Source organism: Amycolatopsis sp. NPDC004079 (assembly GCF_040610415.1).
Lineage (GTDB): Bacteria > Actinomycetota > Actinomycetes > Mycobacteriales > Pseudonocardiaceae > Amycolatopsis > Amycolatopsis halotolerans.
On sequence record NZ_JBEXMH010000014.1, the window covers coordinates 99641 to 125364 of the forward strand.

25 protein-coding genes and 3 tRNA genes are annotated in these 25724 nt (G+C 68.8%); 21 read left to right on the top strand and 7 right to left on the bottom strand.

Going from position 1 to position 25724, the window contains the following annotated elements; all coding sequences use genetic code 11:
* Window positions 1-44 precede the first annotated feature (44 nt).
* The 4 genes from lon to ABZX37_RS17325 all read right to left on the bottom strand — a co-directional run bounded on the left by lon (window position 45) and on the right by ABZX37_RS17325 (window position 5182).
* Entirely contained in the window at window positions 45-2447 is a 2403-nt protein-coding gene (lon, locus tag ABZX37_RS17310) for an endopeptidase La (RefSeq protein ID WP_354740545.1), read from the bottom strand.
* An 87-nt stretch (window positions 2448-2534) separates the two neighbouring features.
* Window positions 2535-3359 carry an SAM-dependent methyltransferase gene (locus tag ABZX37_RS17315; protein ID WP_354740547.1) on the bottom strand — a complete coding sequence of 275 codons (825 nt, stop codon included), beginning with the start codon at window positions 3357-3359 and terminating at the stop codon, window positions 2535-2537.
* Complete coding sequence (locus ABZX37_RS17320; protein ID WP_354740549.1) at window positions 3356-4204, bottom strand: SAM-dependent methyltransferase; 849 nt, start codon at window positions 4202-4204, stop codon at window positions 3356-3358. Before ABZX37_RS17320 ends, ABZX37_RS17315 begins: the two co-directional genes overlap by 4 nt.
* Window positions 4205-4240: 36 nt before the next feature.
* Complete coding sequence (locus ABZX37_RS17325) at window positions 4241-5182, bottom strand: GNAT family N-acetyltransferase (RefSeq protein WP_354740551.1); 942 nt, start codon at window positions 5180-5182, stop codon at window positions 4241-4243.
* A 249-nt stretch (window positions 5183-5431) separates the two neighbouring features.
* On the opposite strand from ABZX37_RS17325, the gene ABZX37_RS17330 reads away from it, so the two are divergent.
* The 6 genes from ABZX37_RS17330 to ABZX37_RS17355 all read left to right on the top strand — a co-directional run bounded on the left by ABZX37_RS17330 (window position 5432) and on the right by ABZX37_RS17355 (window position 9626).
* Complete coding sequence (locus ABZX37_RS17330; RefSeq protein ID WP_354740553.1) at window positions 5432-8053, top strand: EAL domain-containing protein; 2622 nt, start codon at window positions 5432-5434, stop codon at window positions 8051-8053.
* Window positions 8054-8132: 79 nt separating this feature from the next.
* Window positions 8133-8205: transfer RNA gene (locus ABZX37_RS17335), tRNA-Thr, on the top strand.
* A 163-nt stretch (window positions 8206-8368) separates the two neighbouring features.
* A tRNA-Met gene (locus ABZX37_RS17340) sits at window positions 8369-8441 on the top strand.
* Window positions 8442-8490: 49 nt separating this feature from the next.
* Window positions 8491-8655: a 50S ribosomal protein L33 gene (gene rpmG / locus ABZX37_RS17345; RefSeq protein ID WP_005152047.1), complete on the top strand. Its 165-nt coding sequence runs from the start codon at window positions 8491-8493 to the stop codon at window positions 8653-8655.
* A gap of 126 nt (window positions 8656-8781) precedes the next feature.
* The gene (locus ABZX37_RS17350) at window positions 8782-9231 is read left to right on the top strand and encodes a MaoC family dehydratase N-terminal domain-containing protein (RefSeq protein WP_344269986.1); all 450 of its coding nucleotides are present in this window, start codon (window positions 8782-8784) and stop codon (window positions 9229-9231) included.
* Complete coding sequence (locus tag ABZX37_RS17355) at window positions 9228-9626, top strand: MaoC family dehydratase (RefSeq protein WP_354740556.1); 399 nt, start codon at window positions 9228-9230, stop codon at window positions 9624-9626. Before ABZX37_RS17350 ends, ABZX37_RS17355 begins: the two co-directional genes overlap by 4 nt.
* Before the next feature lie 110 nt (window positions 9627-9736).
* Here the strand turns inward: ABZX37_RS17355 and ABZX37_RS17360 are convergent, their stop codons facing one another.
* Together ABZX37_RS17360 and ABZX37_RS17365 are read right to left on the bottom strand one after the other, a co-directional pair.
* A complete protein-coding gene (locus tag ABZX37_RS17360; RefSeq protein ID WP_354740558.1) occupies window positions 9737-10645 on the bottom strand; it encodes an SGNH/GDSL hydrolase family protein in 909 nt (302 codons plus the stop codon).
* Window positions 10646-10695: 50 nt separating this feature from the next.
* Entirely contained in the window at window positions 10696-11598 is a 903-nt protein-coding gene (locus ABZX37_RS17365) for a TIGR03619 family F420-dependent LLM class oxidoreductase (protein WP_354740560.1), read from the bottom strand.
* 446 nt (window positions 11599-12044) lie between these two features.
* Here ABZX37_RS17365 and ABZX37_RS17370 point away from each other — a divergent pair.
* The 6 genes from ABZX37_RS17370 to ABZX37_RS17395 all read left to right on the top strand — a co-directional run bounded on the left by ABZX37_RS17370 (window position 12045) and on the right by ABZX37_RS17395 (window position 15657).
* Window positions 12045-12117: transfer RNA gene (locus ABZX37_RS17370), tRNA-Trp, on the top strand.
* Window positions 12118-12149: 32 nt separating this feature from the next.
* Window positions 12150-12581, top strand: coding sequence for a preprotein translocase subunit SecE (secE, locus tag ABZX37_RS17375; RefSeq protein ID WP_354740562.1), 432 nt, complete (start codon window positions 12150-12152; stop codon window positions 12579-12581).
* A gap of 74 nt (window positions 12582-12655) precedes the next feature.
* On the top strand, window positions 12656-13468 hold the full coding sequence (gene nusG, locus ABZX37_RS17380) for a transcription termination/antitermination protein NusG (RefSeq protein ID WP_354740564.1): 813 nt from the start codon (window positions 12656-12658) through the stop codon (window positions 13466-13468).
* Between the two features lie 82 nt (window positions 13469-13550).
* A complete protein-coding gene (gene rplK, locus ABZX37_RS17385; protein WP_009072206.1) occupies window positions 13551-13985 on the top strand; it encodes a 50S ribosomal protein L11 in 435 nt (144 codons plus the stop codon).
* A 73-nt stretch (window positions 13986-14058) separates the two neighbouring features.
* Window positions 14059-14778 (top strand): 50S ribosomal protein L1, encoded by a 720-nt coding sequence (gene rplA / locus ABZX37_RS17390; protein ID WP_354740566.1) that lies wholly within the window; start codon window positions 14059-14061, stop codon window positions 14776-14778.
* A gap of 69 nt (window positions 14779-14847) precedes the next feature.
* Window positions 14848-15657 carry an alpha/beta hydrolase gene (locus ABZX37_RS17395; protein WP_344270011.1) on the top strand — a complete coding sequence of 270 codons (810 nt, stop codon included), beginning with the start codon at window positions 14848-14850 and terminating at the stop codon, window positions 15655-15657.
* A gap of 3 nt (window positions 15658-15660) precedes the next feature.
* Here the strand turns inward: ABZX37_RS17395 and ABZX37_RS17400 are convergent, their stop codons facing one another.
* Complete coding sequence (locus ABZX37_RS17400) at window positions 15661-16644, bottom strand: hypothetical protein (RefSeq protein WP_354740569.1); 984 nt, start codon at window positions 16642-16644, stop codon at window positions 15661-15663.
* Window positions 16645-16962: 318 nt separating this feature from the next.
* On the opposite strand from ABZX37_RS17400, the gene rplJ reads away from it, so the two are divergent.
* The 9 genes from rplJ to ABZX37_RS17445 all read left to right on the top strand — a co-directional run bounded on the left by rplJ (window position 16963) and on the right by ABZX37_RS17445 (window position 25724).
* The gene (rplJ, locus tag ABZX37_RS17405) at window positions 16963-17517 is read left to right on the top strand and encodes a 50S ribosomal protein L10 (RefSeq protein ID WP_354740571.1); all 555 of its coding nucleotides are present in this window, start codon (window positions 16963-16965) and stop codon (window positions 17515-17517) included.
* A 49-nt stretch (window positions 17518-17566) separates the two neighbouring features.
* Window positions 17567-17953, top strand: coding sequence for a 50S ribosomal protein L7/L12 (rplL, locus tag ABZX37_RS17410; RefSeq protein WP_354740573.1), 387 nt, complete (start codon window positions 17567-17569; stop codon window positions 17951-17953).
* Between the two features lie 454 nt (window positions 17954-18407).
* The gene (locus ABZX37_RS17415) at window positions 18408-19586 is read left to right on the top strand and encodes an ABC transporter ATP-binding protein (RefSeq protein WP_354740575.1); all 1179 of its coding nucleotides are present in this window, start codon (window positions 18408-18410) and stop codon (window positions 19584-19586) included.
* Window positions 19587-19618: 32 nt separating this feature from the next.
* Window positions 19619-20371, top strand: a complete 753-nt coding sequence (locus ABZX37_RS17420) for an ABC transporter permease (protein WP_051165981.1) — start codon at window positions 19619-19621, stop codon at window positions 20369-20371.
* 2 nt (window positions 20372-20373) lie between these two features.
* Window positions 20374-21210, top strand: coding sequence for an ABC transporter permease (locus tag ABZX37_RS17425; RefSeq protein ID WP_037360186.1), 837 nt, complete (start codon window positions 20374-20376; stop codon window positions 21208-21210).
* Window positions 21207-22538, top strand: a complete 1332-nt coding sequence (locus ABZX37_RS17430) for an MCE family protein (protein WP_354740577.1) — start codon at window positions 21207-21209, stop codon at window positions 22536-22538. The genes ABZX37_RS17425 and ABZX37_RS17430 overlap by 4 nt, the downstream gene beginning before the upstream one ends.
* Complete coding sequence (locus tag ABZX37_RS17435; protein WP_354740579.1) at window positions 22535-23563, top strand: MCE family protein; 1029 nt, start codon at window positions 22535-22537, stop codon at window positions 23561-23563. Before ABZX37_RS17430 ends, ABZX37_RS17435 begins: the two co-directional genes overlap by 4 nt.
* Window positions 23560-24546, top strand: a complete 987-nt coding sequence (locus ABZX37_RS17440) for an MCE family protein (protein ID WP_344270034.1) — start codon at window positions 23560-23562, stop codon at window positions 24544-24546. The genes ABZX37_RS17435 and ABZX37_RS17440 overlap by 4 nt, the downstream gene beginning before the upstream one ends.
* The gene (locus ABZX37_RS17445; protein WP_354740581.1) at window positions 24543-25724 is read left to right on the top strand and encodes an MCE family protein; all 1182 of its coding nucleotides are present in this window, start codon (window positions 24543-24545) and stop codon (window positions 25722-25724) included. The genes ABZX37_RS17440 and ABZX37_RS17445 overlap by 4 nt, the downstream gene beginning before the upstream one ends.

The following is a 25724-nucleotide window of genomic DNA, read 5'->3' on the forward strand; positions in this document are numbered from 1 at the left end:
TGAGAGAATCTGATTCCCTCAAGGAGCCCTTCACGGACCTACGATCAAGCCGCCTGCCGAACCTCCGAAGAAGCCGGCGTAAGCGCCAACTCCAGCACCTCCCGCACGTTAGCCACCGCATGCACCTCCAGCTGCGACAACACCTCAGCAGGCACGTCATCCAGATCCGGCTCGTTCCGCTGCGGGATGATCACCGTCTTCATCCCCGCCCGGTGTGCGGCCAGCAGCTTCTGCTTCACCCCGCCGATCGGCAGCACCCGCCCGGTCAGCGAAACCTCGCCGGTCATCGCGACATCAGCCCGGACCACCCGCCCGGACAGCAGCGACGCCAGTGCGGTCGTCATCGTGACACCGGCCGACGGGCCGTCCTTCGGCACCGCACCCGCTGGGACGTGCACGTGGATTCCCCGCTCTCGCAGGTCTCCCACCGGCAGTTCCAGCTCCGCCCCGTGCGACCGCAGGTACGACAGCGCGATCTGCACCGACTCCTTCATCACGTCACCCAGCTGTCCGGTCAGCTGCAGGCCCGAAGCCCCGCTCTCCGGATCGGCCAGCGACGCCTCGATGTACAGCACGTCCCCGCCAGCGCCGGTGACAGCCAAACCCGTTGCCACGCCTGGCAGAGACGTCCGCTGGGTCGCCGTCGGCAGCGAGGATTCCGGCACGTGCCGCGGGCGGCCGAGGTAGGTTTCCAGATCCGCGGCGGACACCGAAAGCGGCAGCGAGACCGAACCCAAAGCCACCTTCGTCGCGATCTTCCGCAGCACCTTCGCGATCGTCCGGTTCGCGTCGCGCACCCCGGCCTCGCGGGTGTACTCGGCGGCGATCCGGCTGAACGCGTCGTCGGTCAGCACGACGTCGCCGGACGCCAGGCCCGCCCGCTCAAGTTCGCGCGGCAGCAGGTGATCCCGCGCGATGGTGACCTTTTCGTGCTCGGTGTAGCCGTCCAGCGTCACCAGTTCCATCCGGTCCAGCAGCGGGCCGGGGATGGTTTCCAGCGCGTTGGCCGTCGCCAGGAAGACCACATCGGACAGATCCAGCTCGACCTCGAGGTAGTGGTCGCGGAACGTGTGGTTCTGTTCCGGGTCCAGCACTTCGAGCAGCGCGGCCGTCGGGTCGCCTCGGTAGTCGGCTCCGACCTTGTCGATCTCGTCGAGCAGCACGACCGGGTTCATCGAGCCGGCTTCCTTGATGGCCCGCACGATCCGGCCCGGCAGCGCGCCGACGTACGTACGCCGGTGGCCGCGGATTTCCGCCTCGTCCCGGATACCGCCCAGCGCGACGCGGACGAACTTGCGTCCCATCGCCTTCGCCACCGACTCGCCCAGCGACGTCTTGCCGACCCCGGGAGGACCGGCGAGCGCGAGCACCGCGCCGGAACGCCGTCCGCCGACCGGGCCGAGGCCCGATTCCGCGCGGCGCTTGCGCACGGCCAAGTACTCGATGATCCGTTCCTTGACGTCGTCCAGGCCCGCGTGGTCCGCGTCGAGCACGGCGCGCGCGGCGGCGATGTCGTAGACGTCCTCGGTGCGCTCATTCCACGGCAGCTCCAGCGCCGTGTCGAGCCAGGTCCGGATCCAGCCGCCTTCGGGCGACTGCTCGGACGTCCGCTCCAGCTTGTCGACCTCGGCCAGGGCGGCCTTGCGCACCTCGTCCGGCAGGTCGGCGGCTTCCACGCGGGCGCGGTAGTCGTCGTCGGCCGCGGTGCCGTCGAGTTCGCCCAGTTCCTTGCGGATCGCTTCGAGCTGGCGGCGCAGCAGGAATTCCTTCTGCTGCTTCTCCATCCCGTCGGCGACGTCCTTGCGGATCGTCTCGGTGACCTCCAGCTCGGCCAGGTACTCCCGGCTCCACTCGAGGGCCTTCTCCAGCCGGACGCTGACGTCGAGCGCGCTCAGCAGCTCCAGCTTCTGATCAGTGGACAGGTACGGCGCGTTGCCGGCCAGGTCGGCGATCGCGGACGGCTCCTCGCCCTGCTGGACGGCGTCGATCATCTGCCAGCCGCCGCGTTGCTGCAGCACGGAGATGACCACGGCCTTGTACTCCGCGGCGAGCTGCGCAGTGCGGTCGTCGGAAGTTTCGTCAGCGGCGTCCGCGTGCACCCAGCGGGCCGCGCCGGGGCCGTCGGCGATCCGGCCGACGGAGGCGCGCGCGGTGCCGCGGAGCAGCACAGCGGTCTTGCCGCCGGGAACGCGGCCGATCCGTTCGACGGTCGCGACGGTGCCCAGCTCGGCGTACTCGCCGTGCACGCGCGGGACGATCAGGACTTCGGCCTTGCTCGCCGCGCCCGAGCGGATGCCGGGGAACGACGCGGTCGCGGGGGTCTTGGCCTGGGCGGACTCCACTGCGGCCCGGGTCTCCGCGTCGCCGAGGTCGAGCGGGACCACCATGCCCGGCAGCACGACGTCGTCATCGAGCGGGAGGACGGGCAGGAGGCGGGGGTCGGTCATGTGCACTCCTCGAATAAGTTGAGTCTAAGGTGCTCAACTCTCCGAAGGGCGGGTTTGTTTCCCAGGGAGTGTTCGCTGGGAGAGAAGTCAGGGCTTCACCGCGACGGCACCCCAGGCGAACGGCCGGACCTCCGCGGCGAACTCCGACACCGGCTCGTCCGGCCGCCAGTCCGGCAGCGCGCTCATCCCCGGCTCCAGCAGCGGCCAGCCGCCGAAGAACGGCCGGATCTCGTCGTCGGTGCGCAGGTACGCGGGGTTCGACGTGTCCTTGTACGCGTCGACGAACGCGCGGACCTCGGCCGCCCGCTCCGGCGGCGCGTCGTCCCGGCAGGTGCCATGCGTGACAGCCAGCCAGGAGCCGGGCGCGAGCTGGTCGCGGTAGGCGGCGACCAGCTCGTCCGGCCGGTCGCCGGGGCCGAGGAAATGCAGCACGGTGATCATCAGCAGGCACACCGGCTGCGACCAGTCGATCAGCTCCCGCGTGATCTCGTCAGCGAAGATCGCCTCCGGATCGCGGATGTCGCGCTCGACGATCCCGGCCCAGTCGGTCGCCTCCTCGCCTTCGAGGATCACTCGCGAATGCGCCGCCGCGACCGGCTCGTAGTCGACATACACGACCCTCGCCGGCAGCTGCTCGCGGACGATCTCGTGCACGTTGCCCGCGGTCGGCACGCCGGACCCGAGATCGACGAACTGCCGGATCCCCGCGTCCAGCGCCGCCCGCACGACCCGGTTCATGAACGCCCGGTTCTCCCGCGACATCGGCCGGATCAGCGGCCACACCTTCTCCACACGGCGGCCGAATTCCCGGTCCACCGCCCAGTTCTGGGTGCCGCCGAGGTACCAGTCGTAGATCCGGGCGGCGGACGGCTTGTCGACGTCCACGCCGCGGGGCGCGTCGGGTGCGGTCACGGCTTGCGCGCCACGGCGCACCAGGCGAACGGGCGGGCCTCCGCCTCGACGGCGTTCAGCTCGCGCTCCGGCCGCCAGTCCGGCAGATGCGTGATCCCCGGCTCCAGCAGCGGCCAGCCGCCGAAGAACGGCTCGATCTCGTCGCGGTCGCGCAGCCACATCGGATTGCTCGTCTTGCGGTACTGCTCCACGAACCAGCGCAGCCCCTCCAGCGCCGGACCGCTGCCGTCGCCCTCGCTCATCTGCGAGATCGCCAGCCAGCTGCCGGACACGAGCTTGTCGCGGTAGGCGCGCACGACGGCGTCCGGATCGTCGTCCGGGCCGACGAAGTGCAGCACCGCCATCAGCATCACGCACACCGGCTTGTCGAAGTCGATCAGCTCGCGGGTGCGCGGGTCGCTCAGCACGGTCCTGGGGTCGCGCATGTCCGCCTGGACGATGCCGGCCCAGTCGGTGGCCGCCTCGTCCTCGAGGATCAGCGTCGCGTGCGCCACGGCCACCGGCTCGTAGTCGACGTAAACCACGGTCGCCTCGTCGTCGTCCCCGAGCGCGGCCTCGACCACCTCGTGCACGTTGCCCGCGGTCGGCACGCCGGACCCGAGGTCGAGGAACTGGCGGATGCCCGCGTCCAGCGCGGCTCGCACCACGCGGTTCATGAACTCGCGGTTCTGCTTCGCGCCGGGCCGGGCGAGCGACCACATCTTCTCGACCTTGCGGCCGAATTCCCGGTCCACCGCCCAGTTCTGCTTGCCGCCCAGGTACCAGTCGTAGACGCGCGCGGCCGAGGGTTTCTCGACGTCGACGCCTTCCGGCGCTTTCGGTGCGGCGTCGGGCTTTTCGGTCACTGGGACTCCCCTCGGGACGGCCTGGCAACCGCCAGACTAGCGAGAACGCACCGCGGGCCGACGCTGCCAGCCAGTCCACAGCGGACGGTAACCCTGCGCGTACCAGAACGGCGTCGACCGGGGATTCGCCACGGCGTGGTGCAGCAGCACGACATCCGCGCCAGCCTCGTCGAAGACCTGGTGCGCGTGCGTGGCCAGCGCGGTGCCGACACCGGACGACCGAGCCGCCTCGGAGACCGCCAGCGACGACAGATAACCCACCCGGGAAGCGGCGACCCGGTGCCGGATCCAGCCGGTCTCGTCGGGCATCTGCAGCACGACCATGCCGAGCGGCTGGCCGTACAGCTCCGCGATCCACACCTGCGGCTCAGGCCGTTCGAGGTGGTGGAGCAGTTCCTTGGTGATCAGCTCCTCGACGCCGGGACGGAGCGTGATCCGGCCGAACTGCGCGTCGTACCGCTGCAATTCCAGCTGCAGCGCGACCGCGGTGGAGAGGTCGTCCGGGGTCGCGTGCCGGATGCAGACACCGGGCGTCGCGTCGGGTCCGGTGGCCATCCGCTGTGCCGGGCGGACCGCGAGCACGCCCACCGGGGCGAAGCCGTGCCGGAGGAGTTCGGTGGCCCCGGCGGTGTCACGGCTGGGCCGGGAGAGCACCGCGGCGCACTCCGTATCCCCCACTCGGGCGAGGGACCCCAGGTGTTCATCCCATCGAGTGAGCAAAGCGTCGAGGCCGGCGGCCGGATCGGGACCGGCGAGCTGGACTTCCAGCCGGTGCTCGACGAGCGCCCGCCACATCGAGCGCGGGCTGTCCGGGCCGAGTCCGGTACAGGTCGTCAGACCGGCCGCGGTGGTGTCGCCGACCTCGGCGGAAAGCAGTGCGGAATCCCCTCCGACCTCGAAGGGGAGCGGCGCGGGAAGCAGCGCGTCCACCGTGGCGATGCGCGCCGCATGGCCGGTGGCTGTCACGTCGTTGTGCATGCCGCCATTGTCCGCCGACCGGGCCGGAAAAGACCCCCAGAACACTCCCCGGCTCGGGGGTTCCGGGACGAACCGGGAGTTTCACTCCTTGGTCCACGCAGGTCAGAGAAGAACGCCCATTGTTAACCCTGGGGTGATCTCCTACTGTCTCGAAAGGGACGCCGGTACGCCCTACGGGGTAAGGTGGCGCCCTCGCCCACACCTGACGTCACGGACGAGCGCGACCGGGCAGCCGGGAAGGAAGGTCGGATGCCGGACAGCAACGCCCATCCCGGTACCGCGCCGGAGGCGATGGGCTCGGGAGGTGCTGGCTCCGCACCGGCCGAAGGCCGCACGGACGAAAGCCGCTTCCGCGTTTACACCTTCTTCGTGCTGGGCCTCGGCCTGCTCGCGGCCTTCGCCGTCGGCGCCTGGCTGCCGTTCCACGGCTCGGCCAAGCTCTGGTGGATCGGCCCGGTGCTCGCGGTCGCGTTCCTGCTCGCCGAACAGCTCGGCATCAACGTCGACGTCCGCAGCGGCATTTCGTGGACCATCTCATTCACCGAGATCCCGCTGGTAATCGGTTTCTTCGTCGCCCCGTTCGAAGTGGTGCTCGCCGCGCATCTCGTGGCGGGCATCGGCACGCTGCTGGCCCGCAAGGTCGCCGGCCGGGTCCTCTACAACGCGGGCGCGTTCCTGCTCGAAATCACCGGCGCGTTCGCCGTCGCCGGGCTCGTGCACCTGGCCATGGGCGGCGGGCCGACCATGCCGTGGGTCGCCGCGCTCGCCGGAACGCTCACCGCGCCGCTGGTCAGCACGCTGCTCGCGCTGGCCGCCGTGCGCGTGCTGCGCCGCCGGATGCGCGTGAGCACCGCGATCCGGCTGACCGGCCGCATCCTCGTGGTCGGTTTCGTCAACGCCTCGGTCGGCCTCACCGGCTACCTCGTCATCGCGAGCACTCCGCAGGCCTGGCCGCTGGTGCTGGCGGTGTTCCTCGGCCTGACCGCGCTGTACTGGGCTTACTCCGATCTGCTCCGCGAACAACGGGACATGGAGGCGCTGTCCGACGTGAGCCTGATGGTCGCGCGGTCCGGTCAACAGGCCGCGGCACGTCCGGCGAGCCGCGCCGAGGAACTGGTGGGCGGAGTCGACGTGCGCGAATGGGCCACGATCGCCGAGCGGATCAAGGACCAGCTGGCCGCCGGACGCGTCGTGCTCCGGCTGCGCCTCGAGGCCGACGATCCGATGCGCGTCGTGGTAGCGGGCAACGAACTTCCGGCCTCGGACCCGGCCCACGACGATCCGCTGCTGCGCCTGCCCGGCGCGCACGTCCGGCACTTCCGGATCACCGAGGCCAACCCGGACGTCCGCGCGGCGCTGCTGGAACGCAGTGCGCAGGAAGCCCTCGTCGTGCCGTTGCGCAGCGCGAACAAGCTGCTCGGCGTCGTCGAAGCGCACGACCGGCTCTCCCGCTGGCGCGGCTTCGGCAAGTACGACGTCCAGCTGCTCGGCACGATGGCCAGCCACCTCGCGACGTCGCTCGACAACCGGCGGCTGCTCGCCACGCTTCGCCACGACGCCTACCATGACCCGCTCACCGGGCACCTGAATCGGCCGGGATTCCAGCAGGTCTCGCGGGATCCGCTGCGCGAATCGGCGGAGGTCGTGGTGCTGCGGATCGACCTCGACGTCTTCTCCACGGTCAGCGACGCGCTCGGCTACTCGTGGGCGGACCGGATGGTCGTCGCCGCGGGCACCCGCATCCGCGGCGCACTCGGCCCGGACGTCCCGCTCGCCCGGCTCGAAGGCGCGTCCTTCGCCGCGCTGCTCGTGGACTGCACCGTCGATGACGCCCACCGCGCCGCCGAACGACTGCGGGTCCAGCTGTCCGAGCCGTATCCGGTGGACCGGCTTTCCGTCGAGGCCAACGCGATGATCGGCTACGCCAGCTCCGTGGACGACAACGGCGAGGTCGACGTCGACGGCCTGCTGCAGCGCGCCGACGTCGCCGTCCGCGCCACCCGCGGCGGCGAGGAAGTGCGCGGCTACGTGCCGAGCATGGGACAGATCTTCCTGCGCCGCTTCCAGATGGTCACGCAGTTCCGGCAGTCGCTGGAAGACGGCCACGTCTCGGTGCACTACCAGCCGAAGGTGACGCTGCCGAACCGTCAGGTGCAAGGCGTCGAGGCGCTCGTGCGCTGGGTGCACCCGGAGTTCGGCCGCCTCGGCCCGGACGAGTTCGTGCCCGCGATCGAAGCGGCCGGCCTGATCGGCGTGCTGACGTCGTTCGTGCTGGAGGAATCGCTGAAGCGCGTGCGCAAGTGGCTCGACGAGGGCCTGCGCATCTCCGCGGCGGTGAACCTCTCGGTGCGGAATCTGGCCGACGAGGACTTCCCGGCGAAGGTCCAGCGCGAGCTGGAACGCTTCGACGTGCCGCCGGAACTGCTGACGTTCGAGCTGACCGAGTCCGGCGTGATGTCCGACCCGCAGAAGGCACTGCCGATCCTGCGCGAGCTGCATTCGCTGGGCATCGTGCTCGCGGTGGACGACTTCGGCACCGGCTATTCGTCGCTCGCGTACCTGCGCCAGCTGCCGGTGGACCAGGTCAAGATCGACAAGAGCTTCGTGCTCGGCATGGGCACGGATCTCGGCGACCTCGCCGTGGTGCGGTCGATCGTCGAGCTCGGTCACTCGCTGGGCCTGACTGTGGTGGCGGAAGGCGTCGAAGAGGACGTGGCGCGCGATCAGCTCGAGGCGATGGGATGTGACGTCGCACAGGGTTATCTGATCTCGCGGCCGCTGCCGGAGGACCGCCTGGAGGCGTGGCTGCAGGCCCGCACGGCGCGCTCGCCCGGGCGGCACTCGGAGACCGTGCTGACCCTGCTGACCTGAGGTTTTGCGGTTAACCGACCCCGGTTGCACAGCCGGGTGAACCCCCTTGCTAATCTTTCCAAGTCCTCGCGAGAGGCAGGCCCCTTTAGCTCAGTCGGCAGAGCGTCTCCATGGTAAGGAGAAGGTCTACGGTTCGATTCCGTAAAGGGGCTCGCGAGTCCGCGAGCTATGTCTGCAGAAAGCGCAGACGTGGCTCGCTTCGCGGCGTCCATCTGGGGGTCGAACCCCCAGACCCCCGCCAGGGGGCTAGCCCCCTGGACCCCCAGGCCGGGTCACCTTGACCTGATGGGTTGAGGCGGGGTGGGTGTCACGCAGGGCGGTGTAGCTCAGTTGGCAGAGCAAGCGGCTCATAATCGCTGTGTCGCCGGTTCAAGTCCGGCCACCGCTACGCGGTAACGACGGGGCTGGCCCCCGGATCTGAGAGAGAAGGAAACGCTGTGGCTGCCACCGACGTGCGACCCAAGATCACGCTGGCGTGCGAGGAGTGCAAGCACCGCAACTACATCACCAAGAAGAACCGGCGCAACAACCCGGATCGCCTGGAGATGAAGAAGTTCTGCCCGAACTGCGGTACGCACCGGACTCACAAAGAGACCCGCTGACGCAGGCGGTCTTTTACCAGCTTCGAAGAGCCGCCCCGGCCACTCGCCGGGGCGGCTTTTCGCTGTCTACTGGCCGGTTCAGGCACCCGCGCGGGTCGGCGCCGCGGTTCGGTTAGCCTTCTTCGCGTGCCTTTGGACCAGTCGTTCACCGGGCGGGAGTACCCGTCGGACAGCAAGTACTTCGTGAGCCGGGAGAAAATCCGCGAGTTCGCCGACGCGATCGGGGACCCGAACCCGGTGTACCGGGACCCGGAGGCGGCCCGCGCGGCCGGCCACCCGGACGTGCTCGCGCCGCCCACCTTCCTCACCATCCTCAACCTGCCGAAGATCAACGGCATCGTGACCGACCCCGCGCTCGGCCTCGACTACTCCCGGATGGTCCACGGCGACCAGGGCTTCCGCTACGAGCGCCCGGTGCACGCGGGCGACGAGCTGGAAATCTCGGCCAAGATCGAAGCGATCATGGCGCGGGCGGGCAACGACTTCATCAACCTCCGCGCGGAAATCACCGACGCGGACGGCAAACTCGTGTGCACGACGCGGGCCCAGCTCGTGGTTCGGGGGGCGGAAGCGTGAACATCGGCGACGAACTGCCTCCGCTGGAGGTCCGCATCACGCGCGACCAGCTGGTCCGCTACGCCGGGGCCTCGCTCGACTTCAACCCGATCCACTGGAACGAGCACTTCGCGACCAAGGTCGGCCTCCCGGACGTGATCGCGCACGGCATGCTCACCATGGCCCTGTCCGGCCGCATCGTCACCGACTGGCTCGGCGACCCGGCCCGCCTCGTGGACTTCAGCACGCGCTTCACCCGCCCGGTCGTGGTCCCGGACAACGACGAGGGCGCACTGGTCGAGGTGACCGGCAAGGTCGGTGCCATGACGGACGACGGGCTGGCCCGGATCGACCTGACGGTGAAGTTCGAGGGCAAGACCGTCCTGGGCAAACCGCAGGCCCTCGTCCGCCCCTGACACCCATCCCAGCTCGGCCTGACCACCCCCAATGTGGCGTTGGGTGCATCTGACGCACCGAACGCCACATTGGGTGCGTGGGACGCACCCAATGCCACATTGGGGCGGCCTCAGTGCACCCCGAGCACTGACTCCACCACGCCAGCCATCCCAGCCTCACCCCGCGCATTCGGGTGCAGCGCCGCGGCCGAGGACGTCGGGATCACCCCCTCGATCCACTTCACATCCGAATTCGCGCAGACGTCATGGCCCTTGCTCGGCTGAGCCGTATCCGCGAACCCGGCGTCGTGGGACTTGGCCTGGTCGGACAAGGCATCGTTGAGTTTCCCGAGCGCGTCCCGCAGATACGCCACATCGCCGGAGCCCAATGGAAGGACCGGCCAGCAGCCGTCGCCGTCCGGGAGGACCGTCGGGTAGCCGACGACCACCACCCGCGCCTTCGGAGCCTTCTTGTGGATCTGATCGAGCGCGCTGCCGACCTTCTTCGCGGTTTCGCTGATGCGGTCGGCCAGTTGGTCCTTGCCGCCCGCGGTGAGCCGGTCCTTGCACGGCGAGGCGCTCTCGTGGGCGGTCACGCAGGTCTGCGCCAGTGCGATGAATCCCACATCGTTGCCGCCGATGCCGAGGGTCACCAGCGTCGTGTCCGCGGTGACCGAGTCGAACTGCGGCGGGTTTGAGCCGTTGCGCGTCGACTGGGTGTCGGTCAGGTCGTCCGTCGTCGCGCCGCTGCAGCTGACGTCCACGAACTTCGCCGGCTTCAGCTTCGCGGACACCAGGTGCGGATAGTTGTTGTCCGAGCGCGCGCATCCGGCCGGCGAGCCCGACTGCTTCCCGGTGCGCGGCGCCGACGTGTACGAGTCGCCGAGTGCGACGTACCGGCCGGTGCCGCCGCCGGTGTCCGCGCCGGACGGCGGTGCGGCCGACGAATCGTGCTTCGACTTGTAGTAGCCGACGGCCAGCAGCGCCCCCACGACAACGAGGACGAGCAACCCGCATCCACCGCTCTTGTTAGCCCCCACTCGACCGTTTTACCGGTCCCGCCCCTCGCCGACGACCCGCTTACGGGTGATCACGCAAAGACAGCACCGTGCAGCTCGCCCGCCAGCTCCAGCGCGTGCGGGACGGTTTCGGCCACATAGTGCAGATCGACGAGCGCCTCGGTGATCCCCTCGGCTTCGGCTGCCTTGAGCTGACCTGCGACGTCCTCGATGGTCGCGACCTTCGAACCCGGCGTCGGGTTGATCCGCAGCACCCGGCGCAGCGACTCCGGATCCCGGCCGGCCTTCTCCGCGGATTCGACGACCACCGCCCACTTCTGGCGCAGCATCGGGACCGGGAGCCCGGCAGGCAGCCAGCCGTCGGCGATCCGGCCGACGCGCCGCAGCGCCGCGTCCGACGCCCCGCCCAGCAGCACCGGCGGGCCGGGCCGCTGCATCGGACGGAGGCCGATCAGCGAGTCCGGGATGTCCCAGCGTTCGCTCTGGTGCCCGGCCGGATCCGCGGTCCACAGCGTCCGCAGCACCTTGACCAGCTCGGCCAGCCGCGCGCCGCGGTGCTCCCACGGCACCCCGGCGGCGGTGTACTCGTCGCGGAGCCAGCTGAGCCCGAGGCCGACGTCGAGCCGGCCGCCGGACAGCAGGTCCAGCGACGTCAGGGAGCGCGCCAGCAGCACCGGCGAGTAGAGCGGGCCGTTGAGGGTGCTCGACCCCAGCCGCGCCGACTCGGTCGAGTTCGCGGCGATCGTGAGCGCCAGCAGCGGATCGACGAAGCGGACGAACTCCGGCGGGTACGGCCGTTCGGGTGTTCCGGACGGGTAATAGGTCTTGGGGGACACCGGAGTCAGGACCCGGTCGCCGACCCACAGCGAGGCGAAGCCGACGCGCTCCGCTTCGGTGGCGAAGCCGGCGATGGCGGAGGGGTCGGCGAGCTTGCCGTACTGCGGCAAAGCGAGCCCAAGCCGGAATGTGGTCACCGATGCTCCTTGATCATGGGTTTCGCTTGCCGGGCAATGAAGATCATCTGCCGTCGGGATGATCTTGGTGCCCCGGCGGGGAAATTCGCGGCGACAGCGCCGATTTCGCTGGCCGCGCAATGAATCCGAATGCCCGCGAAACGGGAGGACCCGGCGAGCGAGAGGGGTCCGTCGGCGGCTTCGCGATTAATCGGATTACGGTGCACGGGCCTATACTCGCACGTTCGGGTGATCTTCGCCGAGGGTTCCGGGATGCCGTCCGAAGGGCCCGGAGCGGCCGCCTCGGGGGCACCGCGAGACCGCCGCGCGGGCGTCGAGGGGGCTGGGTTGCAAGGCAACATCCGCCTTGCCGTAGACTTCGGAACTCGGAACGCACTACGGTCATCCCCGCCGGATGGTGGGGACGATGGAATGCGTCCTCCGGAGCCAGGGTGACCGGGCTCCACAGGGGTGTAGCTCAATTGGCAGAGCAGCGGTCTCCAAAACCGCAGGTTGCAGGTTCAAGTCCTGTCACCCCTGCGTACGGGAACTGGTGGAGCGGAGGAGTGGTCGTGAGCGACAGCGACGCCAGCGGCGAGCACGAGCAGGACGATTCGGGCAAGCCCGGAGTCGAATCCCGCCCGGTGTCCGCCGCGGCTCGGCGCGAACGCCGCGCTTCCGCTCGGCCGGCAGGCAAGTCCGAGGCACGGCCGGGCTCGACCCGTCCGTCCGGCAAGGCGGGCGACAAGGTCGCGAAGCCCGCCGACGCCAAGGGCGCGCCGACCCCTAAGCGGGACCGGAAGGCGAAGAAGGCCTCGGTGTTCGCCCGGTTCACGCGGTTCATCCGCGAGGTCTGGGCCGAACTGCGCAAGGTCATCTGGCCCAACCGCAAGCAGATGGTCACCTACACCGCGGTCGTGCTGGTGTTCGTGGTGTTCATGGTGGCCCTCGTGAGCGGTCTCGATCTCGGCTTCAAGGAGCTGGTCGGGCTGGTCTTCGGCTGACGCCCGACGGGCGCGCCACCGCGCTGGCCGGGCCCCGGTCCGGCCCGGCAAGCGATCAACTGAGAGGACGGAACGTGACCTCCGACAACGGCACCGAAGCCGGTCGCGACCTGACCGAGCTTTCCGACGAGCAGGTGCAGACGGCACCCGGCGACGAGGAGTCCGCCGAGTCCGTCGAGGTGCCCGTCGCCGAGGACGAGGTCGCCGCCGCCACCGACGAGTCCGAGGAATCGGACGACGACGTGACCGAGCCCGCCCCCGAGGCGGACGACCCGGTCGCCGCGCTGCGCGCCGAGCTCAAGGCCGCGCCGGGCGAGTGGTATGTCGTGCACTCGTACGCCGGTTACGAGAACAAGGTCAAGACCAACCTCGAGACGCGTACCCAGACCCTGGACGTCGAGGACTACATCTTCCAGATCGAGGTTCCGACCGAAGAGGTCACCGAGATCAAGAACGGCCAGCGCAAGCAGGTGCAGCGCAAGGTGCTGCCCGGCTACATCCTGGTCCGGATGGACCTCAACGACCAGTCGTGGAGCGCGGTGCGCAACACCCCGGGCGTCACCGGGTTCGTCGGGGCCACCTCGCGGCCTTCGCCGCTGACCGTGGACGAGGTGCTGAAGTTCCTCGCCCCGCAGGTCGAGAAGGAAGCCCCGGCCAAGGCGGCCAAGGGCGGGGAATCCGCCGCGGCCGCGTCGTCCGGCGCGCCCGCCGTCGAGGTCGACTTCGAGATCGGCGAGTCGGTCACCGTCATGGACGGCCCGTTCGCCACGCTGCCCGCCACGATCTCCGAGGTCAACGTCGACGGGCAGAAGCTGAAGGTCCTGGTGTCGATCTTCGGCCGGGAGACCCCGGTCGAGCTCTCGTTCAGCCAGGTCTCCAAGATCTGACGGCCGGGCCATCCCGGTCGGCAGTCCCCGCGTACTGGCAGGTGTGCGGGGGACTCACGTCAGTTAAGAAGGACACAAGGTAATGCCACCCAAGAAGAAGAAGCTTGCGGCGATCATCAAGCTGCAGATCAAGGCGGGTGCGGCCAACCCCGCGCCGCCGGTCGGCCCGGCGCTGGGTCAGCACGGCGTCAACATCATGGAGTTCTGCAAGGCCTACAACGCCGCGACCGAGTCGCAGCGCGGGGACGTCGTCCCGGTCGAGATCTCCGTCTACGAAGACCGGTCGTTCGACTTCAAGCTGAAGACGCCGCCGGCCGCCAAGCTGCTGCTCAAGGCCGCGGGCGTGGAGAAGGGCTCCGGCGAGCCGCACAAGACCAAGGTCGCCAAGGTCACCTGGGACCAGGTCCGCGAGATCGCGAAGACCAAGGAGACCGACCTCAACGCGCACGACATCGACCAGGCCGCGAAGATCATCGCCGGCACCGCCCGTTCCATGGGCATCACGGTCGAAGGCTGACTTTCAAAGCAACCCGTGGGAGAGCCAGTGCTGGCTCGCCACCACACTGATCCATTGATTTGAGGACAGAAGCATGACCAAGCACAGCAAGGCCTACCGCCAGGCCAGCGAGCTGATCGACAAGGCGCGCCTGTACGCGCCGCTCGAGGCCGCGAAGCTGGCGAAGGAGACCTCCAAGACGAAGATGGACGCGACCGTCGAGGTCGCGATGCGTCTCGGGGTCGACCCGCGCAAGGCCGACCAGATGGTCCGCGGCACCGTGAACCTGCCGCACGGCACCGGCAAGACCGCCCGCGTCATCGTTTTCGCCGTCGGCGACAAGGCCGCTGAGGCCGAAGCCGCCGGCGCGGACGCGGTCGGCACCGACGAACTGATCGAGCGCATCCAGGGTGGCTGGCTCGACTTCGACGCCGCGATCGCGACGCCGGACCAGATGGCCAAGGTGGGCCGCATCGCCCGCATCCTCGGCCCGCGCGGCCTCATGCCGAACCCGAAGACCGGCACGGTGACCCCTGCGGTCGAGAAGGCCGTGAAGGACATCAAGGGCGGCAAGATCAACTTCCGCGTCGACAAGCAGGCGAACCTGCACCTGGTGATCGGCAAGGCGTCGTTCGACACCGAGAAGCTGGTGGAGAACTACGCGGCCGCGCTGGACGAGATCCTGCGCGCCAAGCCGTCGTCGGCGAAGGGCCGCTACGTCAAGAAGATCACCTTCACCACCACGATGGGCCCGGGCATCCCGGTCGACCCGGCGCGGACCCGCAACCTCCTCACCGAGGACTCGGCGGTCTGAGTCGCACATCACGCGAAAGGGTGGTCACGCTTCGTGCGTGACCACCCTTTTTTCGTGTCTCATGGACATATGCCAACGACGTTCATCGCCCCCGACGGGCTCCAGCTGAGCTACACCGTCTGGGAGGGCGACGGACGGCACCGGCGGCCCGTCGTGCTGCACCACGGTTTCGCCGCCGATTCCCAGGTGAACTGGGTCAACCCCGGAGTTGTGGACGCGCTGGTCAAGGCGGGCTTCACGGTGATCGCGCTGGACGCGCGCGGGCACGGCGAGTCGGAGAAGCCGCACGATCCGGCGGCCTACGGCGAGGACATCATGGCCGCGGACCTGACCGCGCTGTTCGACGAACTCGGTCTCGAAGAGGTCTGCCTGGCGGGCTATTCGATGGGCGCGATCGTCTCGCTGCTGGTGGCTACGCGTGACCGGCGAGTCCGCTGCCTCGCGGTCGGCGGGGTCGGGGCGGGAATCGTGGACTTCGGCGGAGTGGACGCCCGGGTGGTCAACCGGAGCCAGATCGCGGCGGGGCTGCTGGCCGAAGACCGGTCGGAGGTGCCCTCGGCGGCGCGCCCGTTCCGCCGCCTGGCCCGCCGGGCGGGCGCGGACGTCGAAGCGCTGGCCGCGGTCATGCACGCGACCCCGCACGGCCCGATGCGGCTGTCGAACCTCTCGGCGGCGACGCTGATCCTGGCCGGGGAATCGGACGAACTCGCGACTCAGCCGGAGCGTCTCGCGGCGGGGATCGCGGGCGCACGACTGGTGCGGGTCCCGGGGAACCACATGGAAGCGGTGGCGCACCCGGCTTTCGCGGCGTCGCTGGTGGACTTCTTCGCGTACTCGGACACGGGGGAGACCCGGTTGCCGATCAGTTCGCCTGCCTGACGGTCAGCCCGGAGTAGAGGTCGCCGTGGGTGCGGGGCACTTCTCGGGGCCGGACGAATGGCCGGTGATCAGCCACTGGCCTTTGTCCACTTTGGTCACCTCGAACACGCCGAGCGCCGGACCGCCGCTGACGCTGAACGCGCAGGAATCGATCTTCACCACCGGCGGGGGCGTCGGGCCGGAGACATAGGACGGGAGCGACTCGGCGTAGTCGTTCACGTTCTTCACCTGCGCGTGGAGCTTTTCGACCGCGACCTTGCAATCCGGCTGACCAGTGGTGTCCTTGGCGAACTTGTCCTGAACGTCCTCGCGGAAACGCCCGCAAGCGTCGTCGACCCGGCCCTGGGCGATGTTGTGGTAGACGAACCGCACCGCCTCGTTCGGATTGGTCGAGAAGATGTGGTTCGTGTGGTAGGTCCCGCCGCCCTCGGCGGCGATCTGGGCTGAGGTCTTGCCGTCGTCGCTGGGGAAGATCTGGTGGTAGCCCCAGTTGATCAGGATGCCGAGGATGACCAGGGCGATCACCCAGCCCAGGATCTTCCCGCCGAGGCGCTTCACCCAGCGCGGCACCGGGCGGCGCTCGCGCGGCGGCTCCTCGTACGCGGTCAGCGCGCCCGGCTGGTTCGGCGGGGCTGGCGGCTGGCCGCCGGCGAGCGGCTGCGGCTGGCGGTTGCCGACCGGGACCAAGCCCGCGTCGGGGGCCGGAGCCGGTTCGGTGCCCTGCTGGGACTGGGTGAACCGCAGGTACTCCTGGAACCGCTGGAATTCCTGGAACTGGCGCAGCTGCTCGGGATTCAGCTGGGGCTCGGCAGATCCGCTCGGCTGCGGAAGCGCGGGCGGCTCGTTCGGAGCCGCCGGTTGAGCGGGAGTCCGCGGCGCGACCTCGGCCCCGCCCGGCTGCGGAAGTGCGGGCGGCTGCGCCGAGGACCCACCCGGGCCGGGAGGGGGAGTTTCTTCCGGCTTTCCGTGATCACGCTGTTCCGCCACGTCACCAATGATGCCCGCTCCGCCGCGATTTCCCGAGACTGCCCCGGTTCTCGCAGCTCAGCCAGGGGGTGCCCGCGAACCTCGAACCGCCCTCCCGTATGCTGGTCGACGGTTCTACCAAAGACCGCTGGTTTTCTCCGGATTCCCGGGGAACGAAGGTTCCGTAGTACGGCGGACGGCCTGCGCAGGAGGAACGAGGCTTTCACCCCGGTCGCGAGACTGGGCAACGCCCCGCGTCTGCTGCGCGTGGGCGTTTTTGTCGTTCGGAGGCGCCTCCGTCATGGCCAGTGGTGACACTAGCCAAGAGAGGAGGCGACCATGGCGAAGCCCGACAAGGTGGCGGCCGTCGCCGAGATCGCGGAGAGCTTCCGCAGCAGCTCGGCCACCGTCGTTACCCAGTACACCGGCCTCTCCGTGACTCAGCTGTCCCAGCTGCGCCGCGCTCTCGGCACCAGTGCCAAGTACCGGGTCGCGAAGAACACCCTCGTCAAGCGTGCCGCTGAGGACGCCGGCCTCGAGGGGATCGAGGACCTGTTCGTCGGCCCTACCGCGATCGCCTTCGTGCAGGGCGAGGCAGTCGACGCCGCGAAGGCACTTCGCGACTTCGCGAAGGACAACAACGCGCTTGTCATCAAGGGCGGCTACATGGACGGCCGCGCGCTGTCCGTGGACGAGATCTCCAAGATCGCTGATCTCGACAGCCGTGAGGTGCTGCTCTCCAAGGCGGCGGGCGCGTTCAAGGCGAAGCTTTCCCAGGCCGCGGCGCTGTTCCAGGCGCCGGCGTCCCAGGTTGCCCGCCTGGCTGCCGCGCTGGAGGAGAAGCAGCGCAACGCCACCGGTACCGAAGCAGCCGAAGCACCCGCCGAGAGCTGAACCACCCCACCCCGAACGTTTTAGTTCGTTTTTCTGAGAGGAAGCCATCATGGCGAAGCTGAGCACCGCCGAGCTGATCGACGCCTTCAAGGAGCTGACCCTCCTCGAGCTGTCGGACTTCGTGAAGGAGTTCGAAGAGGTCTTCGACGTCACCGCCGCCGCCCCGGCCGCCGTTGTCGCGGCCGCCCCGGGCGCCGCTCCGGCCGAGGCCGCCGCGGAGCAGGACGAGTTCGACGTCGTCCTCGACTCGGCCGGCGACAAGAAGATCCAGGTCATCAAGGTCGTCCGCGAGGTCGTCTCCGGTCTGGGCCTGAAGGAGGCCAAGGAGCTGGTCGAGGCCGCTCCGAAGGCGCTCCTGGAGAAGGTCGACAAGGAGGCCGCCGAGGCCGCCAAGGAGAAGCTCGAGGCCGCTGGCGCCAAGATCTCCATCAAGTGATCCCGGGCGCGCAAGCGCCTGCGTCACGTCGAAAAGGGCGGACACCCGACACGGGTGCCCGCCCTTTTTGCTGTCCGGAACAAAAAGACGCACAGTCGCCGAACCGGATCGCGAGCGCCCTCGTTCAGGCGAACAAATCGTTCACCCGACGGGTCCGGGTCACCCCCTGTTTGCCGCGTTTCCGCCGGTTAACCCGTCAGGGTGAGTGTCGGTCGGCCATCTGGATCTGCGCCCGAACGTGACGTGCACTACCGTGCTGCCAGCGGTCGCCGTACTGGATCCCCGTCGCGTGAGGTGTGCACGGGGGCTGGCCAGAGAACAAAACTGGTGAGTAACCTGTTCGCGCTCAGCTCGTTGCACCTGGTTGAAGCGGAGTTCGCCGCGCGAGCTCCGCCGCTGCCAGCGGTGACGGGGCGGCGGTGCGCGACGACGCGGAACAGCTCCTGGAGGTGCGATGGGTGCCGAGGTGGTCATCGAAGGTCTGACGAAGTCCTTCGGAAAGCAGACCATCTGGCGGGACGTGACGCTGACCCTGCCTCCCGGCGAGGTCTCGGCGATGCTCGGCCCGTCCGGAACCGGCAAGTCCGTGTTCCTGAAGTCGATGATCGGCCTGCTCAAGCCGGACCGCGGACGGTGCGTCATCAACGGCGTCGACATCGTCACCTGCTCCGAGCACAAGCTGTACGAGATCCGGAAGCTCTTCGGCGTCCTCTTCCAGGACGGCGCGCTGTTCGGCTCGATGAACCTCTTCGACAACGTGGCCTTCCCGCTGCGGGAGCACACGAAGAAGTCCGAGACCGAGATCCGCCGGATCGTGCTCGAGAAGCTCGAGATCACCGGCCTCGCCGGCGCGGACAAGAAGCTCCCCGGCGAGATCTCCGGCGGTATGCGCAAGCGCGCCGGCCTCGCCCGCGCCCTCGTGCTGGACCCGGAGATCATCCTGGTCGACGAGCCGGACTCCGGTCTCGACCCGGTCCGCACGACCTACATCTCGCAGCTCTTCCTGGACGTCAACGCCCAGATCGACGCGACGTTCCTGATCGTGTCGCACAACATCAACCTCGCCCGCACGGTGCCGGACAACCTCGGCATGCTGTTCCGCAAGGAACTCGTCATGTTCGGCCCGCGCGAGGTGCTGCTGACCAGCGACGAACCGGTGGTCGAGCAGTTCCTCAACGGCCGCAAGCTCGGCCCGATCGGCATGTCCGAGGAGAAGGACAGCGCCCAGATGGCCCGCGAGCAGGCCGAGGCCGAGGCGGGCCACGGCGACGTGCTCAACGAGGACGTGCGCGGCGTCGTGCCGCAGATGCAGGTCAGCCCGGGCGTGCCGGAGCGCGGCGGGGCCAAGCGCCGGATGGACCGCGTGATGCGGATCCTGCACACGCTCCCGGCGGCGGCGCAGGAGGGGATCATCGAATCCCTCACCCCGGAGCAGCAACGGCACTACAACGTGCGGCCCAACCCCGGTGCGTTCCACCACCAGGCTGGCCCCGAGGACACCCAGCAGCTGCCCCCGGTCAGCGCGCCGGGTCCGGTGCCGAACCAGCACCAGGGACAGCTTCCCGCCGACCAGGTCGCGCGCATTCCGGGCGCGGACCGCCGGTCGCCCCGGCACGGGCAGGGTGGCGCGTGACCACCAGCACGGCCAAGATCCCCGGCTACGGAATGCTGCGGGAGACCGGGAACCTGTTCGCGCTCGGCCTCGACATCATCCGCGGCATCTTCCAGCGCCCGTTCCAGTTCCGCGAGTTCATCCAACAGGCGTGGTTCGTCGCGAGCGTGACGATCCTGCCGACCGCGCTCGTCGCGATCCCGTTCGGCGCGGTCATCTCGCTGCAGTTCGGCGCGCTCGCCCGCCAGCTCGGCGCGCAGTCCTACACCGGTGCCGGTTCGGTGCTGGCGACCGTGCAGCAGGCCAGCCCGCTGGTCACCGCGCTGCTGGTGGCCGGTGCGGGCGGCAGCGCGGTCTGCGCGGACATCGGCGCGCGGACCATCCGCGAGGAGATCGACGCGATGGAGGTGCTGGGCGTCTCCGCGGTCCAGCGCCTGATCGTGCCCCGCACGCTCGCCATGATGCTCGTCGCGCTCCTGCTCAACGGCATGGTCAGCGTCATCGGCGTGCTCGGCGGCTACTTCTTCAACGTCGTGCTCCAGGGCGGCACTCCTGGCGCGTACCTGTCCAGCTTCTCCGCGCTCGCGCAGCTGCCCGACCTCTGGGTCGGCGAGATCAAGGCGCTGATCTTCGGCTTCATCGCCGCGGTCGTGGCGGCCTATCGAGGCCTGCACCCGAGCGGCGGCCCGAAGGGCGTCGGCGACGCGGTGAACCAGTCGGTGGTCATCACGTTCCTGCTGCTGTTCGTGGTGAACTTCGTGATCACGCTGATCTACTTGCAGCTCGTGCCCGGAAAGCTGGACTGACCATGACGTTCCTTTCGGGGGCGAAGCGGATCGCCAACCGCCCGCTGGAGACCCTGGACACGCTCGGCGACCAGATGTCGTTCTACGGCCGGGCTCTGCTGTGGACGCCGCGCACGCTGCGCCGCTACACCAAGGAAGTGCTGCGGCTGCTCGCCGAGGTGAGCTTCGGCTCCGGCTCGCTCGCGGTCATCGGCGGCACGGTCGGCGTGATGGTCGGCCTGACGCTGTTCACCGGTGTCCTCGTCGGCCTGCAGGGCTACTCGGCGCTGAACTCGATCGGCACCTCGGCCTTCACCGGCTTCCTCACCGCGTTCTTCAACACCCGCGAGATCGCACCACTGGTTGCCGGGCTGGCGCTGTCGGCGACGGTCGGCGCGGGCTTCACCGCGCAGCTCGGCGCGATGCGGATCTCCGAGGAGATCGACGCGCTCGAGGTGATGGGCGTGCCGAGCCTCCCGTACCTGGTGACCACGCGGATCATCGCCGGGTTCGTGGCCGTGATCCCGCTGTACGTGATCGGCCTGCTGAGCTCGTACCTCGCCTCGCGGCTGGTCGTTATCTATATCTACGGACAATCCGCGGGTACCTACGACCATTACTTCGACCTGTTCCTACCACCGCAAGACGTGCTCTATTCGTTCATCAAGGTGCTGATCTTCAGCGTTTTGATCATTCTTTCGCACTGTTACTTCGGGTACCGGGCCAGCGGCGGGCCCGCCGGGGTGGGCGTGGCCGTCGGCCGCGCGGTGCGGCTTTCCATCGTCACGGTTTCGGTCGTGAACTTCTTCATCGGTTTCGCGATTTGGGGAACCGACGTCACGGTGAGGATTGCGGGATGACCACACTACGGCGCAGGTTGCTCGGCCTGCTGCTGGTGGCGGTGCTCGTCGGCGGGATCGCGCTCAGCATCGCGATGTACGACAAGGCGTTCAGCAAGTTCGTCACCGTGAAGCTCGACGCGGGCCACATCGGCAACCAGTTGCTCAAGCAGTCGGACGTGAAGGTCCGCGGTTTGATCGTCGGTTCGGTGCAGGACATCAAGGCGACCGAGAACGGCGCGGAACTGACGCTGGCGATGGACCCGGAGTCGGTGAAGCTGATTCCGGAGAACGTGTCCGCGCGATTCCTGCCGAAGACGTTGTTCGGCGAACGCTATGTGTCGCTGCAGATTCCGCAGGACCCGTCGGGCAAGACGCTTTCCCAGGGCGACGTGATCACCCAAGACCGCACGTCCGGCGCGGTCGAACTGGACCAGGCGCTCGAACACCTGATGCCGGTGCTGCAGGCGGTGCAGCCGCAGAAGCTGTCCAGCACGCTCACCGCGATCTCGACCGCGCTGCAGGGCCGGGGCAAACCGCTCGGCGAGACGCTTTCGCAGCTCGGCCAGTACATCGGCGACCTGAACCCGCACGAGCCGGAACTGCAGCACAACCTGCAGGCGCTCGCGGAGTTCTCCGGCCACCTGAGCAACGCGACGCCGGATCTGGTGCAGAGCCTGGACAACCTGAGCACGACCACCCGCACCGTGGTGGCCGAGCAGGGGAACCTGTCCAGCCTGTACGGCAACCTCACCACCGCGTCGCAGGACCTGCAGTCGTTCCTGGAGGCGAACTCGCAGAACCTCATCAGCCTCGCCAGCACCGCGCGGCCGACCGCCGAGCTGCTCGCGAAGTACTCGCCGGAATACCCGTGCGTGCTGAAGCAGATGGCGAAGGTCGTGCCGACGGCGGACGCGGCGCTGGGCAAGTTCAACGGCAAGCCCGGCCTGAACGCCACCATCGAGATCGTCGTGAACCGCGGGCCGTACAAGCCGGGCGAGGAGCCGAGGTTCGAGGACAAGCGCGGTCCGCGCTGCTACGACCTCAACCCCGCGCCGGACCCGTTCCCGCAGCAACCGCCGGACGGCCCGTTCAAGGACGGCACCAAACAGGGCGCGGCCCCGAAGACCGTCGGCGAGGGCCTGAACCCGGCCAACTTCAAGGCGGACGCGGCCGGGATCAACGGCGGCGGCGCCGCGGGCGGCAACCCGGTCAACACCGCGGCTGAGAACAACTTCCTCGCCGCGCTGGTCAGCCCGGAGACGGGGATGTCGCAGAACCAGTTCCCGGGCTGGGGCTCGCTGCTCGTCGGCCCGCTCTACCGGGGCACGGAGGTGACGGTCAAGTGAGGGGACTCGCCGCACCGCTGATCAAGCTGGCGATCTTCGTGGTGATCACGGTGCTGTTCACGACCGTGCTCGGCATCAGCATCGCGAACATCAACACCACCAGCACCAGCTCCTACTCCGCGCGGTTCACCGACGCCACGCTCCTGCTGCCGAACGACGACGTGCGCATCGCGGGCGTCCGCGTCGGCCAGGTCAAGGACGTGAAGATCGTCGACAAGCGCCAGGCGCAGGTGGACTTCGAGGTCGACTCGGGACGCAAGCTCCCGGCGGGCGTCACCGCGCAGATCAAGTTCCGCAACCTGGTCGGCCAGCGTTACGTCTCCCTCGGCGAGGGCGACGACACCAGCGGCGCGACGCTCAAGCCGGGCGATTCCATCCCGCTCGAGCGCACCACGCCCGCGCTGGACCTGACCGAGCTGTTCAACGGCTTCAAGCCGCTGTTCACCGCGCTGAACCCGGCCGACGTGAACAAGCTGTCGTACGAGGTCATCCAGGTGCTCCAAGGCGAGGGCGGCACGGTGCAAAGCCTGCTGTCGCACACTGCCTCGCTGGCCACCACGATCGCGAACAAGGACCAGGTGATCGGCGAGGTCATCGACAATCTCAACTCGGTCCTCGACACGGTCAACCAGCACACCCCGCAGCTCAACGACCTGATCGCGAAGCTGCAGCAGCTGGTGTCCGGCCTCGCCGCGGACCGCAAGCCGATCGGCGACGCGATCGAGGGGCTGGGCAACCTGGCCACCACGACCGCCGGGCTGCTGACCGACGCGCGGGCTCCGCTGAAGGACGACATCGCGGCCCTTGGCAAGCTCACCACGAACCTGAACCAGAACGAACCGCTCGTCGAGCACTTCATCCAGTTCATGCCGAAGAAGGTCAGCGCGCTCACCCGCACCGCCGACTACGGCTCGTGGTTCAACTTCTACGCGTGCGAGATGACGGGGACGGTCGGCGCGCCGCCGCTGCTGCCGAACACGAACTTCACGCTCTTGCCGACGAACCGGGACAGGTGCAAGGGATGAAGTCCTTCCAGAAACGCAACCCGATCCCGATCGCGCTGGTCGGCATCGCGGTCATGGCGCTCGGCCTCGTCGCCGCCATGAACTCCGAGGACCTGCCGGTGATCGGCGGCGGCACCACCTACAGCGCGGACTTCTCCGAAGCGGCCGGGCTGCAGAAGGACAACGACGTGCGGATCGCCGGCGTGAAGGTCGGCAAGGTGTCCGACATCAAGCTGGACGGCGCGTCGGTCAAGGTGTCGTTCAAGGTCAAGGACGCCTGGATGGGCGACAAGACCACGGCGGCGATCAAGATCAAGACGCTGCTGGGCCAGAAGTACCTCGCGCTCGACCCGCAGGGCAACGGCAACCTCGACCCCGGCGCGCCGATCCCGCGCGACCGCACGATGTCGCCGTACGACGTGCTCGACGCGTTCCGCGGCCTGTCGCAGACGGTCGACGCGATCGACACGAACCAGCTGTCGAAGAGCTTCGAGGCGATCACCCAGACGTTCTCGAACACGCCGCAGGACGTGAAGGGCGCGCTGTCCGGGCTGTCGAAGCTGTCGGACACGATCGCCAAGCGCGATTCGCAGCTGGCGAACCTGCTGGCCAACACGCGCCAGGTGTCGCAGACGCTGGTCGACCGCGACGCCGAGGTGCAGAAGCTGATCACCGACGGCAACCAGCTGCTGGACGAGATCGGCAAGCGCGAGCAGGCGATCAAGACGCTGCTGGAGGGTTCGAAGCAGCTGTCGACGCAGTTGCAGGGCCTGGTCGACGACAACGACGGCCAGCTGAACCCGGTGCTCACCCAGCTCGACCAGCTCACCTCGATGCTGCAGCGCAACCAGGATTCGCTGGCACAGGGGATCCAGAAGTTCGCCCCGTTCATCCGGGTCTTCAACAACACGATCGGCACCGGGCACTGGTTCGACAACTACATCTGCGGCCTGGTGCTTCCCTCGGTCGGCCCGCTCAATCCGGAGGGGTGCAACTCCAAATGACCGACACCCGCTTCGGCCAGTCGCTCACCCGCGGCTTCACGATCGCGATCGTGCTCGCGCTCGTGGTCGCGGGCGCGCTCTGGTGGACCCTCAAGGACGCCGGCCGCAACCACCTGACCGCGTACTTCGCCGGCGCCGTCGGCCTCTACGAGGGCAACAGCGTCCGGATGCTCGGCGTGGACATGGGCACGGTGACCAAGATCCAGCCGATGGGCAACCAGGTCAAGGTCGACCTCGAATACGACCGCTCGGTCGCGGTGCCCGCCGACGCGAAGGCGCTGATCGTGTCGCCGTCGCTGGTCAGCGACCGCTACATCCAGCTCGCCCCGGCCTACACCGGCGGCCCGCGCATCTCCGACGGCGCGACGATCGGCCTCGACCGCACCGAGGTGCCGCTCGAGGTCGACCAGCTCGCCTCCAGCCTCGCCAAGGTCAGCGAGACGCTGGGACCCAACGGGGCCAACAAGAACGGCTCGCTCTCGGACCTGCTGAACACCGCGGCGAACAACCTCGACGGCAACGGCAAGGCCCTGCACGACACGATCACCAAGCTCGGGCAGGCGTCCGGCACGCTGGCGGGCAACAAGGACGACCTCTTCCAGACGGTGCAGAACCTCGGCAAGTTCTCCCAGTCGCTCGCGGGCAGCGACGGCCAGGTGCGCCAGTTCGAGAGCCAGCTCGCCGACGTGAGCGGATTCCTGGCCGGGGAGAAGGACAATCTCGCCCAGACCGTGCAGCAGCTCGGCACCACGCTGCAGTCGGTGCAGGGCTTCATCGAACGCAACCGCGGTCGGTTGAAGTCCAATGTGGACAAACTGGCCAGCGTGACCAAGGTGCTGGTGGACCAGCGCAGCTCGCTCGCCGAGATCCTCGACGTCGCGCCGGTCGCGCTGTCCAACATCGTCGGCGTCTACAACGGCTCGTCCGGCACGCTCGACGCGCGGCCGAACCTCAACGAGCTGACCCAGCCGCCGCTGGTGATGATCTGCAGCCTGCTCAAGCAGACCTCGGTGACCAAGCAGCTGCTCGGCAATGCCTGCGACGGCATCGCGAAGGTGGTCGACGGCGTGGTTCCGCTCCCGTCCACCGCGCAGGTGCTGCAGGCGATGCAGAACGGCCAGCTGCCGCCGCTGCCGCTCCCGCTGCAGGGCCAGGTCTACGGGACGCAGGGGAGCTGA

Coding starts and splice junctions, on each gene's coding strand:
- lon (WP_354740545.1), bottom strand. CDS start 2,447: ATGACCGACCCCCGCCTCCTGCCCGTCCTCCCGCTCGATGACGACGTC.
- ABZX37_RS17325 (WP_354740551.1), bottom strand. CDS start 5,182: ATGCACAACGACGTGACAGCCACCGGCCATGCGGCGCGCATCGCCACG.
- ABZX37_RS17330 (WP_354740553.1), top strand. CDS start 5,432: ATGCCGGACAGCAACGCCCATCCCGGTACCGCGCCGGAGGCGATGGGC.
- rplK (WP_009072206.1), top strand. CDS start 13,551: ATGCCACCCAAGAAGAAGAAGCTTGCGGCGATCATCAAGCTGCAGATC.
- rplA (WP_354740566.1), top strand. CDS start 14,059: ATGACCAAGCACAGCAAGGCCTACCGCCAGGCCAGCGAGCTGATCGAC.
- ABZX37_RS17395 (WP_344270011.1), top strand. CDS start 14,848: ATGCCAACGACGTTCATCGCCCCCGACGGGCTCCAGCTGAGCTACACC.
- rplJ (WP_354740571.1), top strand. CDS start 16,963: ATGGCGAAGCCCGACAAGGTGGCGGCCGTCGCCGAGATCGCGGAGAGC.
- rplL (WP_354740573.1), top strand. CDS start 17,567: ATGGCGAAGCTGAGCACCGCCGAGCTGATCGACGCCTTCAAGGAGCTG.
- ABZX37_RS17415 (WP_354740575.1), top strand. CDS start 18,408: ATGGGTGCCGAGGTGGTCATCGAAGGTCTGACGAAGTCCTTCGGAAAG.
- ABZX37_RS17420 (WP_051165981.1), top strand. CDS start 19,619: ATGCTGCGGGAGACCGGGAACCTGTTCGCGCTCGGCCTCGACATCATC.
- ABZX37_RS17425 (WP_037360186.1), top strand. CDS start 20,374: ATGACGTTCCTTTCGGGGGCGAAGCGGATCGCCAACCGCCCGCTGGAG.
- ABZX37_RS17430 (WP_354740577.1), top strand. CDS start 21,207: ATGACCACACTACGGCGCAGGTTGCTCGGCCTGCTGCTGGTGGCGGTG.
- ABZX37_RS17440 (WP_344270034.1), top strand. CDS start 23,560: ATGAAGTCCTTCCAGAAACGCAACCCGATCCCGATCGCGCTGGTCGGC.
- ABZX37_RS17445 (WP_354740581.1), top strand. CDS start 24,543: ATGACCGACACCCGCTTCGGCCAGTCGCTCACCCGCGGCTTCACGATC.